This is a genomic window from Candidatus Uabimicrobium amorphum (assembly GCF_009002475.1).
In the GTDB taxonomy this organism is placed as follows: domain Bacteria; phylum Planctomycetota; class Uabimicrobiia; order Uabimicrobiales; family Uabimicrobiaceae; genus Uabimicrobium; species Uabimicrobium amorphum.
Genome location: NZ_AP019860.1, coordinates 4,620,315 through 4,636,855 on the forward strand (window position 1 = coordinate 4,620,315; position 16,541 = coordinate 4,636,855).

At 39.0% G+C, this 16,541-nt stretch carries 15 protein-coding genes; 7 read left to right on the forward strand and 8 right to left on the reverse strand.

Translation table 11 applies throughout. The annotated features are described in order from the left end of the window. Positions 1 to 214: 214 nt before the first annotated feature. Together UABAM_RS16790 and UABAM_RS16795 are read right to left on the reverse strand one after the other, a co-directional pair. Entirely contained in the window at positions 215 to 1,051 is an 837-nt protein-coding gene (locus tag UABAM_RS16790) for a transposase (RefSeq protein WP_173013371.1), read from the reverse strand. 48 nt (positions 1,052 to 1,099) lie between these two features. Further along, positions 1,100 to 1,363, reverse strand: coding sequence for a hypothetical protein (locus tag UABAM_RS16795; RefSeq protein ID WP_151969166.1), 264 nt, complete (start codon positions 1,361 to 1,363; stop codon positions 1,100 to 1,102). 449 nt (positions 1,364 to 1,812) lie between these two features. Here UABAM_RS16795 and UABAM_RS16800 point away from each other — a divergent pair, with 449 nt between their 5' ends. Then, positions 1,813 to 2,190 (forward strand): response regulator, encoded by a 378-nt coding sequence (locus tag UABAM_RS16800; protein WP_152022021.1) that lies wholly within the window; start codon positions 1,813 to 1,815, stop codon positions 2,188 to 2,190. A 15-nt stretch (positions 2,191 to 2,205) separates the two neighbouring features. Here UABAM_RS16800 and UABAM_RS16805 read toward each other — a convergent pair whose 3' ends face one another. Then, positions 2,206 to 2,775, reverse strand: coding sequence for a DUF4291 family protein (locus UABAM_RS16805; RefSeq protein ID WP_151969167.1), 570 nt, complete (start codon positions 2,773 to 2,775; stop codon positions 2,206 to 2,208). Between the two features lie 232 nt (positions 2,776 to 3,007). Here UABAM_RS16805 and UABAM_RS16810 point away from each other — a divergent pair, with 232 nt between their 5' ends. From UABAM_RS16810 to UABAM_RS16830, 5 genes are all read left to right on the forward strand, one after another. Next, on the forward strand, positions 3,008 to 3,787 hold the full coding sequence (locus tag UABAM_RS16810) for a prolyl hydroxylase family protein (RefSeq protein ID WP_151969168.1): 780 nt from the start codon (positions 3,008 to 3,010) through the stop codon (positions 3,785 to 3,787). A 117-nt stretch (positions 3,788 to 3,904) separates the two neighbouring features. Then, positions 3,905 to 5,947 carry a phosphate acetyltransferase gene (pta, locus tag UABAM_RS16815; RefSeq protein ID WP_151969169.1) on the forward strand — a complete coding sequence of 681 codons (2,043 nt, stop codon included), beginning with the start codon at positions 3,905 to 3,907 and terminating at the stop codon, positions 5,945 to 5,947. Next, positions 5,944 to 7,101 (forward strand): acetate/propionate family kinase, encoded by a 1,158-nt coding sequence (locus tag UABAM_RS16820; RefSeq protein WP_151969170.1) that lies wholly within the window; start codon positions 5,944 to 5,946, stop codon positions 7,099 to 7,101. Before pta ends, UABAM_RS16820 begins: the two co-directional genes overlap by 4 nt. 8 nt (positions 7,102 to 7,109) lie before the next feature. Beyond that, positions 7,110 to 7,877 carry a ZIP family metal transporter gene (locus UABAM_RS16825; protein ID WP_151969171.1) on the forward strand — a complete coding sequence of 256 codons (768 nt, stop codon included), beginning with the start codon at positions 7,110 to 7,112 and terminating at the stop codon, positions 7,875 to 7,877. 12 nt (positions 7,878 to 7,889) lie between these two features. Beyond that, positions 7,890 to 8,090 (forward strand): hypothetical protein, encoded by a 201-nt coding sequence (locus tag UABAM_RS16830; protein ID WP_151969172.1) that lies wholly within the window; start codon positions 7,890 to 7,892, stop codon positions 8,088 to 8,090. Between the two features lie 5 nt (positions 8,091 to 8,095). On the opposite strand, the gene UABAM_RS16835 is transcribed toward UABAM_RS16830, so the two are convergent. The 3 genes from UABAM_RS16835 to UABAM_RS16845 all read right to left on the reverse strand — a co-directional run bounded on the left by UABAM_RS16835 (position 8,096) and on the right by UABAM_RS16845 (position 14,152). Continuing rightward, the gene (locus UABAM_RS16835; RefSeq protein WP_151969173.1) at positions 8,096 to 8,614 is read right to left on the reverse strand and encodes a YdcF family protein; all 519 of its coding nucleotides are present in this window, start codon (positions 8,612 to 8,614) and stop codon (positions 8,096 to 8,098) included. An 11-nt stretch (positions 8,615 to 8,625) separates the two neighbouring features. After that, the gene (locus UABAM_RS16840; protein ID WP_151969174.1) at positions 8,626 to 13,509 is read right to left on the reverse strand and encodes a protein kinase domain-containing protein; all 4,884 of its coding nucleotides are present in this window, start codon (positions 13,507 to 13,509) and stop codon (positions 8,626 to 8,628) included. Positions 13,510 to 13,570: 61 nt separating this feature from the next. Next, positions 13,571 to 14,152, reverse strand: a complete 582-nt coding sequence (locus UABAM_RS16845) for a hypothetical protein (protein ID WP_151969175.1) — start codon at positions 14,150 to 14,152, stop codon at positions 13,571 to 13,573. 318 nt (positions 14,153 to 14,470) lie between these two features. Between UABAM_RS16845 and UABAM_RS16850 the strand changes: the two genes are divergently transcribed. Further along, positions 14,471 to 14,878 carry a pentapeptide repeat-containing protein gene (locus UABAM_RS16850; RefSeq protein ID WP_151969176.1) on the forward strand — a complete coding sequence of 136 codons (408 nt, stop codon included), beginning with the start codon at positions 14,471 to 14,473 and terminating at the stop codon, positions 14,876 to 14,878. Between the two features lie 32 nt (positions 14,879 to 14,910). Here the strand turns inward: UABAM_RS16850 and UABAM_RS16855 are convergent, their stop codons facing one another. Both UABAM_RS16855 and UABAM_RS16860 read right to left on the reverse strand, forming a co-directional pair. Next, positions 14,911 to 15,402 carry a GFA family protein gene (locus UABAM_RS16855; RefSeq protein ID WP_151969177.1) on the reverse strand — a complete coding sequence of 164 codons (492 nt, stop codon included), beginning with the start codon at positions 15,400 to 15,402 and terminating at the stop codon, positions 14,911 to 14,913. A 58-nt stretch (positions 15,403 to 15,460) separates the two neighbouring features. Then, positions 15,461 to 16,489 (reverse strand): leucine-rich repeat domain-containing protein, encoded by a 1,029-nt coding sequence (locus tag UABAM_RS16860; protein WP_151969178.1) that lies wholly within the window; start codon positions 16,487 to 16,489, stop codon positions 15,461 to 15,463. Between the last annotated feature and the right edge of the window lie 52 nt (positions 16,490 to 16,541).

Here is a 16,541-nt window from a genome sequence, read left to right on the forward strand (position 1 = left end):
TTCCCTAAAAAGATACGGGAAAATTACGAATTTTATTCTCAGTTACGAAAATATCATGTACAGCGATAGCAAAATTTTAAAAATTTTCTATCACTGTATTAGGTAGCTAGCGATTCATCCCCCACCTATAGAGGACAATGTCATTCGGTTAAGAAAAATATAATAAACATAAAGGTTTGACAGTCAAAATGAAGATATAAACAAGAAAATTAGACTATGTTCTTTTTCTATACTTGTGAAATCTCAATCGCAGGTTAGAACCGCGTTTTTTTCTTTCAAAAGAGCGATTGGGACGGATAGCACATGGAGAACGACGAAAAGTGATTTTTAACTGCTCAAAAATTTCTTCTGCTGATTTATTAGTGTCTAATAGAAGATCGACAACAACATCAGCAATTTCAGCATAAGAAACAGACTTATTAATTTTGTATTGGTACTTGGTTCCCTTTTCAAAACATTCTTGCTGTAATTGCATTTCATCTTCTTTGGATATAATACTTTCAATAGAAGACGTAAGAATAATAGAAAAAAAATCTTGCTCTATTTCTTGGGAAAAGCCAGAGCTAAATCGTTGAACATCCAATATATTTTTTAAGCGACCAAAGTAAGTTTCTATTCCCCAGCGTTGATGATAAAGCCAAAGAAACTCATCTAGAGGGTACTTTTCTTGATTGAGTAAAGATGTTACTAAAATTTCGATTTCTCCGGTAGGGAGTTCGACTTTAATCAACCTAACTTGCGCTTCACAAAGAGATAAATTTTTATTAGTAAAATTTCGTGGCTTTTTGAGTACAACCAACGAGTCTGTTTTTTTACTAGCAATAAATTTTTCAATTTCCGAAAAGGTTTGAGAGCTTGGACAACGTATTATAAAGTCTTTTTGTAGCATGTTATGCAAACCTATTATTGCATAGTCTGTATACCGTCGGTCATAGAGTACTATAGCATTTTCGCGATATAAATGCTGATGCTTGTCTATCACGAAGTTTTTTTCTGCTTGTCTATGAGAAATTTCTGCATTTATAGGGACTTCATTTAGAACATCATACAAAATACTGCTTGTTGCTTGGATACATACATCCGAAGTTTTATTCTTACCTTATTTGGTATAGAAAGCTCTTGTTTCTTCGGTGTCTGGCAAGTTAATTGTTGTACAATCTACTGCCCAGAGCAGTCGTCCGCGCCATGTTTTTACATACTCTGATCCTTTTTTATAGTATTGTTGTACACAACTTGAATTTAGGTATTTATATAATTCTGGGTCTATTTTCTTTCTAGCTTCGTAAAAGCTACTTGGAGATACCATCTCTTTTAGATTGCCCAATTTTTTAAAGAAGTTGTTAATTCTTTTTCCCAAACTCATATTTATTCCTGTTAGGATCATGACTGCTAATCTAGCAAAAGTTAACTTACGATTTCTTGTAAAATACTTTTTCTTTGTTCTAAATCGCTTTTTTACATCGTTATTTGCTATATCTCTTTTTAAATGTTCAATTATCTCTATTGAGAAGTTTTTTTCATTTATCGACCTTTATGTTTTCTTACTTATATTAACATTTCGCTTATTTAGTGCATATAAATACTGATCTTTTACTAACCGAATGACATTGACCTATAGAGGATGGGGAACTTCTCGCTTAAAATGTTAAATTGTTTTCTGGGGTAAAACGATACGTTTTTTCATTTGGTGAATAAAAACGCTATCAAAATACTGAATTTTTTATGTGTATGGCTAAATTTTACAAATGAATGGCCGATAATAAAAAATACGCGGTATTGTAGGGATAAAATTATGGGAGAATATGGATGAAATTGAAAGCATTAGTGGTCGACGATTCTAGAACAATGAGACTTTTGGTAATGAAAAATTTACGCGATGCGGATATCACCACTTTTGATTTCGTAGAAGCGGAAGATGGTGAACAGGCAATGTTGAAATTAAAAAAACAACAACCCGATATTTTCTTTGTGGATTGGAATATGCCGAAGATGTCAGGCATTGATTTAGTAAGAAAATTGCGCAGCTTGGAACGATTCAAAGATACGCCGATTATTATGGTTACCAGTGAAAAAGGTATGGATAAAGTTATTGAAGCGATCGACAAAGCAGGTGCTGACGATTATATTTCCAAGCCCTTTACCCCTCAAATTTTTCGCAGTAAAGTTTCGCGGTTAGTTGAATTGGGTTAAAGCTTTTCGTAATTTTTACATTCCCAAACATCGCTGTAAATCTTTATCGATAGCATACTCTTTTTCCTGTGGCCATAAATTCGCATCGCTAGGTTGTTTTTGGATTTTTTTTGCAAGATCGGTAACATCGTCAATACACAAGATCCATTTGCGCGCATAGTTGCGGAGCATCTGTTTTTGCAGGCCAATTTGAATCGCACGCCGTGGAATTTTCTGTAAAGTAAAGTCGCGGTCTGGGTCCCATTGATAACGGACATCAGATTTTTGCAGTTTTTTACGCCACTCTTTCCCCGAAGAAAAAAGTCGGTTATCCTGCGTAGTAGGAATGGCTACGCGCAATACGCTCTTAAAATTCTCATGAGAAATACCTATGCGCAAAATGCGCTCCTGCCCCGGTTTGGTCGCATAATGCGAGCGATATAGTATCCATGCAAACGATGGTTTTATCCAGCTAAGGCGATCCAAGTAAAAGTGGTCGCCAAACACCTGACGTTGCAACGCCTCTTTGGCGATTTCTTTGCCAAAGGCTTGGTACACATAAACACATTTATTGTCGTATAGAGCGATTATTTTTCTTTCATCCATCACCAAAACTCATTTCAAAATTGTCTTCTGTTTTTCTATGTTGATCCAATCTCAAGTCATTTTATCAAAAAACGTTTATTTGGTAACTGTGTATTTTTGATATGTAAAGTTTGTTATAATTTTGGTAGATGCGATTAGCCGCTGGAGAGGGCATCGCATACTAGGATTTCCATATCTATTTGTCCAGATCTACTAAGGAGCTACGCAAAGTTTTACGTAAGGAAATTTTACGATGTTGAAAATCACAGATCCCGAGTCATATCACAAATACGTGGCGTATGTCAAAGAGCACTATACTCCTTTACATTCACATCTCTATGAATTCAACAAAGACGTTTTTGCCCCGTCTTTCCGTTGCGTTGTGGATAAAAAAGAGGATTTATTGAGCACTATTGTCGAAATCTACCCTCAAATCTACTCATGGGAGCTTTTTACGGCCGAATTTTGTTACGAGTTTATTGCCGAGGTGCGTCATTTTGAAAAATGGTGCATGGAAAACGATATCGAAAAACGTTTACCAAACTCAATGAACAACTACGGTGTTGTGCTAGGGGATTTTGGCTTTTACGATTTCTTGCAACAGTTGATGCTGGAGTATATAAAACCAATCACCACGATTTTATATCCTGATGTTGGTGGAGATAGTCTAGATTACCATCATAGTTTTATCGTGGAATATGCACTAAATAAAGACCTTTGTCTAGATTTTCACGTTGACGCTAGTGATGTCACTTTGAATATTTGCTTGGGAAATGAGTTTACCGGTGGTGACCTGTATTTTGGCGGTATTCGTTGTGCGTGGTGCCAGCAAACACCACCATTAAAAGAGGAAGAGATCGGAGTGCGTCACGAGCCTGGGCACGCGATACTGCATCGCGGTAAACACCGTCATAGTGCACAGCACATCAAAAGTGGAGAAAGAATCAACATGATTATGTGGTGCATGAGTTCACGTAATCAACAAACACCGCTTGACGAATGTCCTACATGGTGTGGAAATTACTATAAGTAGGAAATCGAAAGATGAATACAGATAACCTTTGATGTATTTGGTATGATATTCGCACAGGATGCGAAGTGTTCATATTTTTAACATTGTTATTATTCAAAAACATTCAAAGGATACACCATGGCAAATAATTTGTACATCACAACTACTGAGGCGCAGAGCGGTAAGTCGCTCATTACACTTGGGGTTATGGAGTTGTTATTGCAGCACATTCCTAACGTTGGTTTTTTTCGGCCTATCATTGCTCGTGATGAAGATCGCGATATTGAGATGATTCGCTCATACTTTAATTTAGAGTTTGATTATGAACTTATGTATGGTTGTAAGGGAGAGAGAGCTCTTGATCTCATCACCAACGGGCAGCAAGATGTATTGTTGAGTCAAATTTTAGAGAAATACAAAGTTTTAGAGGAACGATGTGACTTTGTGTTGTGTGAGGGAACCGATTATCGTGGGATTACGTCTTCTTTTGAGTTTGACATCAATGCCGAAATCGCAACTATGCTAAATTGTCCGGTGCTTTTGGTGATCAATGGTAAGGGAAAAAGTCTAGAGCGCATTAACGATTCGATTCGTTTTTCCAAGGAAGTGTTTGCCGAAAAAGAGTGTTTGGTTGTGGCAACTATCATCAATCGCTTGGAAGGAAAATATGAGGAAAAAGATACGTATTCGATACCTGAAAATACGATCTTAACGTCTCCTACGGTTAGCAATGTTAAGAATATGCTTCGCGCGGAGGTTATGTACGGCGAGGAGTATTTGAATCGCAATATTGAAGGGTACACTGTTGCCACTTCGCATAAAATTTTACCGCAGTTAAAAAACAAACATCTCGTTGTTACTACAGGGGATCGCGAAGATGTTATTTTTACAAGTGCGGTATCTTTTGTTGCGAAGAAGGGCAAGAATGTTTCTGGAATTGTACTCAGTGGTAATCATGCTCTTAGTGAAGACGTTTTGATGCTGTTACGTAATATCGAAATGTTTCATGTTCCGATTTTGCGTTGTAGTGATAATATATATTCGGTGATCGCGCAGATTCAGAAAATGTACTCGGAGATCACACCTTACGATGAGCGTAAAGTTTTGACTTCGCTACAAATATTTGAGCGCCACATAAATCGCGAAGCTTTACAACAAGCGATTGAATTTTCCAAGCCGCACTCCATTACGCCCAAAATGTTTGAATATAGTCTTATTGCACAGGCAAGACGTGATAAGGTGCGTATTGTTCTTCCTGAAGGAAATGAAGAGCGTGTACTTAAGGCCGCAGAAATTGTATGCAAGAGAGATTTTGCTCACCTGATATTGTTGGGGAATCCGCAGCAAATAACCGAAAAAATCAATCGCCTCGATTTAAATCTCGATGATGTGGAAATTATTGACCCCAAAGAGTCGCCAAAACTAGAAGAGTTTGCGCAACAATATTATGAAATGCGCAAGCATAAGGGACTTTCTCTGGATGTGAGTCGTGAAGTCGTCACCAATGAAAATTATTTTGGAACGTTACTCGTGCACAATGAAGAAGCGGATGGAATGGTCTCGGGAAGTGTGCACACTACAGCACAAACAATTCGTCCGGCGTTACAGATCGTGGGCACTAGTGAAGGCAGTTCGATTGTTTCTAGTGTATTTTTTATGTGTTTGCGTAATCGCGTACTTGTTTATGGAGATTGTGCGATTAATCCAAACCCTACCGCGGAACAGTTAGCGGAAATTGCGATTGCTTCTGGGGAAACTGCGAAAATTTTTGGAATTGACCCGCGTATTGCTATGCTTTCTTACTCCACAGGAGCATCTGGAAAAGGAATTGACGTAGAAAAAGTGGCGCAAGCTACGCAAATTGCACAGGATAAGAATAGTGGTTTACTCCTCGAAGGTCCGATTCAATATGACGCGGCAGTGGATTTAGAGGTGGCGAAGACGAAGTTACCTGACAGCAAGGTTGCTGGGCGCGCCACAGTTTTTGTTTTTCCTGATTTAAATACCGGAAACAACACCTATAAGGCCGTACAGCGCTCTACAGGGGCATTGGCCATCGGACCAGTTTTACAGGGGTTAAAGAAACCCATCAACGATTTAAGTCGTGGCTGTACGGTAACGGATATCGTTAATACCATTGCTATTACGGCCATTCAGGCGCAAAGGAGTCGTCAGTCATGAGTATTCTTGTCATCAACAGTGGAAGTTCCTCACTAAAAATAAAGATATTTTCCGATATCGATACACCGGCAATTGTGCATGGAAATCTGGAAAAAATTGGCGAAGAGCACAGCGCTTTGCACTGTCAGTTCGCACAAAACAAAATTGATAAACAAATCACATGCGCAGACCATCGCGAAGGTTTAGAGCAGTTCTTTACTGTTCTAAAAGACAACAATGCTCTTGTGGATATTACGGCGATCGGGCATCGTGTTGTTCATGGCGGAGAAGACTTTTCGCAACCTGTGAAAATCGATGACAATGTGATCGCCACCATTGAAAAAAATATTCCTTTAGCACCTTTGCACAATCCTGCGAATTTAAAAGGGATTGAAGCCACAATGTACATGTTTCCCGATGTACCACAAGTGGCGGTTTTCGATACAGCATTTCACCAATCCGTTCCAGAGCATGCGTATCGCTATGCGGTACCAGAGTCGTTTTACAAAGAGCAAAAAATACGTAGCTATGGTTTCCATGGCTCCTCGCACCAATATGTGAGTAAAGAAGCGGCGCGTATTTTACAAAAGCCTACTGAGCAAACAAATCTCATTACCTTGCATCTGGGGAACGGAGCCAGTGTCGCGGCGATTAAAAATGGTAAGAGTATTGACACTTCGATGGGGATGACACCTCTTGAGGGACTTATTATGGGAACGCGCTGTGGGGATATTGACCCTGGGGTGTTGCTATTTTTACTGCAAAAATACAGTCACGACGAGCTTGATAAAATACTCAACAAAAAAAGTGGTTTACTTGGCTTGTGTGGTAGCAATGATATGCGTGATATTGAAGCGCAAAACACCGAACAATCACGACTAACCATTAAAATGGTGGTGCATCGCATTCAAAAATATATAGGTAGCTTTTATGCACAGCTTCCGGAACTCGATGCGGTGGTGTTTACGGCGGGGATTGGTGAGAATTCAAAACTAATTCGCAAATTGTGTTGTGAAAATCTTGCGCATTTGGGAATTGAGTTATGTGACGAAAAGAATAACAATGTGACTTGTGGGGAAATACAATCGTCACAAAGTAAGGTAAAAATATTGGTAATTCCTACCAACGAAGAGATGGAAATTGCACGACAAACCTACACTCTAATCAATGTTTAGGGAAACTTATGCTCAATCATATTATATGGGATGCTGTTTTTGCCGGAATACTTGCCAGTTTAGCTTGTGGACTTGGAGTTTTACCTCTGTACTTCAAAAAAATTGACAACCAAAAGCAAATAGGTATTGGCTACGGTTTCGCCGGAGGTTTGATGTTCTCTGCTTCTGTTTACAACCTGATTTTGCCGGGTTTGCAAATGGAAGGGCATCAAATCGAAATTGTTCTTGCCCTTAAAGTTGTTGCAGGTATTCTCGCTGGGACTTTTTTTATCTGGCTTGTTGAAAGATACATGGATACACATGAATCAAAGACCGTGGAAAATTGGGGCGGGAAAGGTGTTGTGCTTATTTTTATTGCTATGTGTATCCACAGTATACCGGAAGGGGTGGCGGTGGGTGTTGGCTACACCTCCGGTGAGCTACACTCTTCGAGTTTGGGGGATTATATCGCTCTTGCCATCGGTATACATAATATCCCGGAAGGATTGGCCGTGGCGATTCCAATGCGACTTGCGGGAATGAGTTTAGGACGTTGCTTTTTTATGGCGGTTTTTACAAGCATTCCGCAACCACTTGCTGCAATTCCCGCGGTTTTTCTCGCGTGGTTTTTTCAGCCTCTCATGCCTTCTTTGATGGGATTTGCCGCGGGAGCAATGATCTTTTTAGTCATACTGGAAATGATACCCGATGCCTTGCAACAAGAATCCGCCGTTAAAATTGCCTGGGCGTTTATTTGGGGATTTTGTACAATGATTTTACTACAAATCGTTTTATAAGAGGAAAAATGTATGTACAGATTCAACGGTGTTTCCATGCCGGGTTTTGGTGTAGGGGTGTTATTGGCGATCGTATTAGGTTTTGTCGGCTACGGCTTTGGCAAAGTTCTTACAATTAGCATTGCCACATGGATTGCGATTGATGTCATTACCATTGTGCAAATCGTAGTCAGTAAAAAAAATGAAAAAAATGACGCGCAAGAACTCGAATAGAGGTTTTATTTATAGTCACTGCGTTTGGGTGGCGTTGTAAAGTTGTCACTGAGTTGTAGTTTTTCGAGAAAAAGCTTTTCCATAGCGTATAACTGCTGTTTTTGTTGTTGTGAAATGCAGTCTTCTGCACCAAGAAACGTTATGGAAAAAGCTTTACCTAAAACACCGCAAAATATTTTGCGCGTTCTGGCAACATGAAACTCTGAAGTAATCACCATAATACGAAACCAATTGTTTTTTTCGAGAAATTGTTTCTTGGTAAAATAGGCATTGCCCAGTGTATCCAATGACTCTTCTTCTAAAAAAATATGCTGTGCCGGTACTTGCAAATCGAGTAAAGCCTGTAACATGCACCGCGCTTCGCTGATCTCACCCATTCCTCCACCGCTCAATACTATGGGACAATTATATTTTTTATAACATGTGGCAGCTAATTTTACTCTTGCCTGTGCTAGAGTATTGAGCTTTCCCGAAGAGTCTAAAACCATCCCTAAAACAACAAGCGCATCATGGTGTGTGTTCATCACATTTCTCTCTAAAAAGCAAAATATTGCAGGTTGCGAAATATTTCTTGTAGTTCTCTATTATTGATGCGTACAGCTTGCCTATTTAAAACCTGATAAATGGCCTGTAACAGGACATTTTCTTGTGGAGAAAGTTGTTGTGGAGAAATCTTTTGTATTTCCTTTTGTATTTGTTGCTGTGAATGTTTTCCCTGCAACATAAGTCCGATGTGCGCAATAATACGCAACAGTTTTGCCTGTTTTTGTTGTGGCTGTATACGAATGGCTATGGAGAGGTCCTGCGCTGCTTTTTCGTAGTGCATGTGATATAGATGCATTTGTGCTCTTTTCCATCGGAATTCGTAGTTGTTGGGTAGTAAATCTATGGCATAGTCGAGAACTTCACGAGATATATGTCTTGTATAAATAGCTGTATAGAAGTGGGTGTACTCGCGATTTATGTTTTCCACAAATTTTTTGTGCATGTGTTTGTAGAAGTTACTACGTGGATCGGCATAGCGCATAGTGAGTTCTAGTAGTTGATTGTATGATACGTTTTTATACAAGAATTGTTGTTCATGGTACGCCAATGTTTGTAAAATGGATGTACAATTGATTTTTTTGGCGATTTTGGATAAATTTTGCAAGTATTGATGCGCAAGTTCTTTGGCAAAGAGGTGTTGGTATTTTTGCCGTTGCATATCAAAATCAATAATGGATTTACGCATGGAGAATTCTGTTTCGCGTAATGCTTGTTTGAATTGTTTGGCATTGACAAGAGTAACGATGCGTAGCATGGTGTTTTCGGCAGAGCTTTGCGGAAGTAGTGGTAGTTTTTGTCCCACTTTTTGTTCCGAGATCATGAGAATGGCGTTATAAAAATCAATGCGCTTTGTGTTACGCAATTTATTTTTTACTGCGGGAAGTTGCTTTTGTAGTAAAGAGTATTTTCTATGTTTTACTAAGTTATCTAGGTAATGTAGGTACAGCGCTTCGCTGTCTTGGTCTAGTGTTGTGAATTGTTGTGGCACATGCAAAAGATGGGAAAAATATTTTTCAATATCATTCATACTGAAAATTTGTAAATGACGGTCGACAAAGAGCATATCTTGTTTGTGGTCGCCATCGAGATCTAGAATACGTGGAAGTCTTTCTACCTTGGTAAAAGCATTGGTGTCTCCTAACCAACTTCCATCGATACCCGAGAGTGTATAGAACGTGTGTGTAGAGCAAGTGGTTACCAAATCGTTGACTCCATCTGCATTGACATCGACATTTAGAGCAATAATTTGTGCGTAAGTACGCGGTTGCTGTACATTTTCCAAATAATAGCGGGGGGTTATCTTACGCTGCCATACGATTTCGCCGCTAAAGGCATCTAGACAAAAAACTTCATCGTTGGCTGTGGTAAAGGCAATGCATTGTCGACCTGAAATTTGATGGAGTACGACCGTACGGATATCACCGCTGAGAACGTTTTTGTGCCAATGTTTTTTTCCACTAAGAGCATCAAAGCACGATATAAATCCAGCGACTTGTCCTGCAAAAATGAGTGTTTTTCCTCTCACACGGCAACTAACAATTTGTCCTCCTTCCCCAATATTAGGAACTGGTTGGCTCCAACGTACTCTTCCACTTGGTCCATCCAAACAATGCACTTGATACCCGGAAAGGATAAAGATTTCTTGGGTACCATCATTATTAACATCTTGCGCTTGCGCTGTACCATGAATTACTTGTAAACCTTGTTTTTTTGCAGCTTGCCAACGCACTTTACGTTCTTTTATATCAATACAGTGAACGCGCGCAGGAGCTCTTTTATAACATATAATCTCTTTGTAATGATCACCATCAACATCTACGGCGATAGGAGAGTTGACAATGTCAATCACAATAGGACTCTTCCAAATCGCTTCTCCGTCTTTGGATAATAAGGCGATGTTTTTCTTTCCCACTGCAAAAACTTCCACCTCTCCGTTCCCATCAAAGTCAGCTGTGGTAGCGCGCATAACATTTAAACTACGGTCTGTTTTCCACAAACTTTGTTTATTGCTGCCATCAAGACAATGCAAATATCCAAGTTCGTCAATGATAATGAGTTCTTTGATCTTGTCTCCATTTAAGTCTGCAGCCACAGGGGGAATAGCCATTGCGGGTAGATTACGCGAAAACGTAGATACTTGAGGGGAGGTGTTTGCCGGATAGTATTCCAAACAATGTATGGCACTACCCGCTAAAAATAAAACTTCTAGCCGATGATCTTGATTGGTGTCGACGAAAACCATGGACACAATTTCATCATCAATGACCGCTTTTTGCTGCTCATTTCCTTGATGATCTACAACGAAAATCGTGTTGGTACTTTTTTGTCCAGCAGTTTGCTGTCTTGTCCAGGTAACCACTTCTAGTTTTCCATCGTGATCTAAATCGCTCACAAAAACCGGAGATCCTTCGAAAAAATCGTTTTGGGTATTGAGCTGCCATTTTATTTTTTTGTTGTGTATATCAACACAGTACAGTTGGTCTCTTTGGAAGAGCACTTCTTCATTTCCATCGTTGTCTATGTCGATCATTGACATTTCGTTGATGCGATGTGGCGTGGGAAATTCGTGAATTGTTTCCTTCGTGCGCAGGGTATCTAAGTCTAAAGAAATGAGTTTTTGTGAGTCATATAACAAGAGAAGTTTTTGCTTTGTGGTTTTTGCGATTTTTATATCTAAAATATCACTGCCATGTGTATAGATGGACCGTACCTTTCTTTTTTGCAAATCCACATGTAGAACAGTATTTGCACTAGCGCATAAAACAGTTGATTTATTGAGTAGAAGTGGGTGCGACAAACCCGACACACTCGTATTTATGTGTGAAAACCTTTTTTGTGAATCAAAAGAACCTTGGTGCGAATAGAAAATGCGAATGCCATGATACCTTGTGAGCAAAACGATATCTTCATAAGCATCGTCGTTCGCATCGGCAATGATAAACTTGTGATCCCAAAATGGATACCAGCGAAAAATTTGTTGTTTGGTTTTACCATCAAACACCATAAATTGCGCATAGTTGGCCACGATTAAATCCATGATACCATCTTTGTTAAAATCATGTGTGGTGATTTTTTGCCGTGGCGTTGCAATATCTAATTTTAACGGTATTTCCCACTTAGGAAAAAAATTGGGGTAACCGTAGCTGTTAATTTTTCCACCACGATCCGAAACGATGAGTTCCAGAGAGTCACCAAGATGGGCTAACGTCATACCATTGGATACCACATTGTAGTTTATCTCTTTTCGCCACAAAATCATGGGGCGCAAATCGCTATTGATTGTCTTTTTTTTGTTGTCAACAGTGAGGTGATGTTTGTAGGAAAAATGATTGAGTTTGCTAAAAGTGACGGTGTAATTACCTGTGGCGAGTTTTTCCTGTGCAGGGACCGCAAAGGTAGTTTCTTTTTGATTTTTGTCGTGGACAAAAGAAGCCTTTACTTCTGACAGCGAAGATGTGAGAGAAATTTCTCCTTTTTTGGGCTTTACATCAATGATTTGTGTATTGTCATCCCCTGCTGTGATGGCGACATTCTCGCACGCGACATCTTGGTAATCGTTAAACTTGAGTGTAATATTGTAATTTCCTGGCGCAATGTAGTGATTTTTGAGTTGTGTCTGGGCAATTTTTTTACCATTGATAAGAATCGCCTTTGGAGAGATAAATTCACCGTGTTCATTGCGTGGAGAGATCGTTACCGATCCACTCAAACTAGAAAAATACAAGTTAGTAACGATCAATGCGATGATGGCAACCGCAATGTGTGCGCGGTAACGTTTGCATTTACGCCACAGCTTGCGCTGCCATGTGGTAGGGCTTGCTTTTACGGTTTCTCCTGCGCCAAATGCCCTTAAGTCCTCTGAGAGTTCTTTTGCGCTTTGGTAGCGATCGCTCTGTTTTTTTTCCACAGCCTTCAAACAAATATTTTCCAAATCGCGGGCAATAATTTTTTTGTGTTTGGAAGGGGGAACAGGATCGTGATTGAGAATTTGATTGAGAATATATATTTGCGAACCAGCAGGAAACATTTTATGTCCAGTTAACAAACGATATAAAATGGCACCCAGAGAGTAAACATCGCTACGTTGGTCCACCGCTCTGTTTTTCCCTGCCGCTTGTTCAGGAGCCATGTATTGCAATGTACCAACGATCATTCCCGTTTTTGATAACTTTTTTTGCGCTTTATCGAGCTTAGCAATACCGAAATCCATGACGATGGGAGTGTTGTCTTTCATCATGATGTTATCTGGTTTTAAATCGCGATGAATAATACCCTGTTTGTTTGCATAATGTACGGCATCTGCGACTGTGGCCATGAGTATGGCAATTTGGTGGTTGGACATCGTTGACTTTTTGGCCATTTGTTCGAGAGAATCGCCCTCGATAAATTCCATGGTGAAATATGGTTGACTGTCTTCAATTCCTATGTCATACAACGTAATGATATTAGCATGTTTTAGTTTGGCAGTAGCTTGTGCTTCACGCATAAAGCGATCAATGGCATGTTGGTCTTGGTCGGTGAGGAGCATTTTTAAGGCAACAACGCGGTCAAGATTAGGATCATAGGCTTTGTATACTTTCCCCATACCACCGCGACCAAGCTCGCTAATAATCGTGTAGCGTCCAAATTTGGCTTCCTTAGTTTGGGGAAACTGTTGCGTCATGGCATGCTCGCCAACGCCTGTACTTTGTTGAAGGTGTTGTATTTGATTTGCCGAAAGATATTTCAGGTGCTGAAGACATTGCGCAATAGATGCGTTTTTACCTTGCTGTTCGGTTTGTTGTTGTAAGCGTATCGCATGTTGTGCTTGTTGTTGGTCGATGAGGTTGGCTACCAGAGCTTTTTCAAGAAACTGCTTTTCTTGGGGAGTCATAATTCACCATGTATAAATAGAGTTGTTTTTATCTGTAAACTTTTTGAAATATATCGCCTGATTACTTATTATCGCGAGTTGTTTCTTGCGTTTTACAATGAGATGTGCGCGACGAACCATGTAGTTTTTTGTGGATTTTTTCCACAGAATCCAAAGTTTCATCCGTTACTTTTTTTACATTGTTGGTCATTTGCGATAAGCGTGATGCTATTTTTTTCAATGTTTGTGCTGCATTGTTTATGTCTTTCGCCGTTTGTCTAATGTGCGATGTCGCTTTGTCTACTGTTTTTGCTACTTGATTTAGGTCTTTCGCCGCTTGCGAAATGTCTTTTGCGGCTATACGTAATGATTTTTCTATGTTTTGCGTATTATCTTCTTTTATTCCCGAGCGTTTTTCTTCTGTGATGTTTTTTACAAACTCGGGTAGATTGTCATAAGACGATTTAAGTTTCTCTAACAGTGTGATGGTTTCTTGGAAATTTTTATGTGTATCTTTTTGTATACTTTTTGTTGTGTGATGCATTTTTTTTACGTAGGAAATGATTTCTTGCAACTCTTCAGTTTGAATAATATTTTCTTGTGGATAACAAACACTGGGATATACCAATGTTGCTATCAAAAGTAATAAAATTATGCGGTACATAACTTCTCCATACTTTTTTGCGAATAAGATTTAAATAGATGACGAGTAAGATTTTACAAAAGATACGGTGTCATATACCAAAATAAAATTTTTTTATGAATATTTGTACTCATTACGAATCTTATTCTATGTTGACGATATCGCATAATATAAGGCGTTAACACAAAAAAAACTTATTTTTACGGTAAATGTACGGTTTTTTATGGTATGCTATAAAATATATCGGTAAAAAAATAACTGTATTTCCAATAAATTTTTACAACTATTTGTCGGTGTAAACGTCTTAAATGAAAATGACAATAAATTGCGGGGGACGTTATGATATTTTTTCGTAAAAAAAATAGTATAGAAGATGAAAATCTGGTGGGGGCAAATTTGTCGAACCAGTATTTGAAGAATGTTAACTTATCTGGAGTAAATTTAGAAAGAGTTGATTTAAGCCGATCGAATTTAAAAAATTCTCAGTTGAGTGGTGCAAATTTAAAAAACGCCAACTTATCCTACGCCAAATTGGAAAAATCGGATTTATCAGGGGCAAATTTGTCAGGGGCAAATTTAAAAAACGCCGATTTATCGGGGGTCGATTTATCTGGAGCGAATTTATCGGGGGCAAATCTAAAGAAAGTCAACCTGAAAGGTGCCAATCTATCCGATGTAGACTTGACGGGAACCAATTTGACAAATGCATGTTTGTTTGGGACGAATTTGGCCGATACCGATTTGTGACGAACGAACCGTTTAAAACTAGAGAGAGGTGTTTACAAACGTTGCGATTTGTTTTTATGCCCCGACCACTTTGTTGCACCATCTTCCACATCCATGGAGCGCATTCCATAAAAGATGTGACATGTAGGACGAAATTTTTCAGGGATGCGCGGCGGACTACCAAAATCAAACAACGAAGGAAATGCTAGCCACATATTACGTCCCTCATCGGCAATAAGAGTTTTGCATTTTTTGCAACTTACCTTACACGGTAGAATACGTTCGTGTTTGTGTAATTCACTGTTGTAGAATTCCATATTTTCGACACCTGCGGTGATGCGAACATCGCGTTTGTAAAATATTGCCGCCCACTGCATGGGGGCACCATGCAATTTTTGACACGCGATACAATGACAGATTTTCGCGTCGACAGGATCGTCCTGCACTTCATAACAAATAGCCCCACAATAACAACTCGCGCGGTATTTTGCTTTAAAGTTTTCATCATTAACTGATGCGTATTCCTCTCCAAAATGTGTTGTCATGTTTTCCTCGTTTCAAATACCCAAAAGTTTAACTTCACTGAAGGACAAAATTAGCTTTTTACATTAAAATGTTTAGATTCGGAAGCTGTTTGAATTGTGGTAAATCTGTTATTGGCGCTCCTGTCAAACGCAATTCTTTCAGAGTGGAAAGTTGTGTAATTTCTTTTGGCAATACTTCTATCGCAGTGTAAGACAAGTTTAAATGCGTAAGAGAAGAAATGGATAAGACTTCTCTTGGCAATTCCTCTATTTCGGTACCATGAAAACTTAAATGAGTAAGAGAAGTAAGTCGTACAATCTCTTTGGGTAACTCTTCTATGTCCGTCTCTCCCAAATCTAGTTCCACAAGAGAAGAAAGTAGACCAATTTCCTTTGGTAACTTTTCGATTGCCATGTCGCATAAAAATAGGTGTGTCAAAGAGGAAAGGTTACCGATTTCTTTTGGTAGCTCTTCTATTGTTGTGCCTGTCAAATCTAAGTGAGTAAGAGAAGAGAGTTGTCCGATTTGTGGTGGTAACTCACTTAGTTCTGTGGTGTAGCTCAAATCTAAATGAGTAAGAGAAGAGAGCTGTCCAATCTGTAATGGTAATTCGGTTATGTCTGTCGCTTCCAGATTCAAGTGCGTAAGAGAAGTAAGATGTGCGATCTCATTTGGTAATTCCGCTATGTCTGTGGCCCCCAAATTCAAGTGAGTAAGACAGCTTAGTTGGGCAATTTTTTTGGGTAGGATGGCTATTTTTGTATTGGCAACATCTAGGTGTGTAAGAGAAGTAAGTTGCAGTACCTCTCTTGGTAGTTCAATCATTGTTGCATCTGTCAATTTTAAATGAGAGAGAGAGTTTAATTGTCGTATATCTTCGGGAATATCCTTTATATTCTCTAGTTCGAAGCCAAGTTTATGCGAAAAATTGCAATCAATAAAGCGACAATTTTCTACTCTTTCAAAAATAACACCTGTGCGAAAACTACAGTTTTCGAAGATACAATTTTCTATTTGGTACGCCTTGTCTTCTTCTAAGAAAAAAGCACAGCCGTGGTAGGACGTATTATTATCTAATGTTTTCAGTGATTTTGATTTTATATTCATTGACAACACTTTCTATTCATTTTCAAGATTGATTGATTATTGTAATGAATAA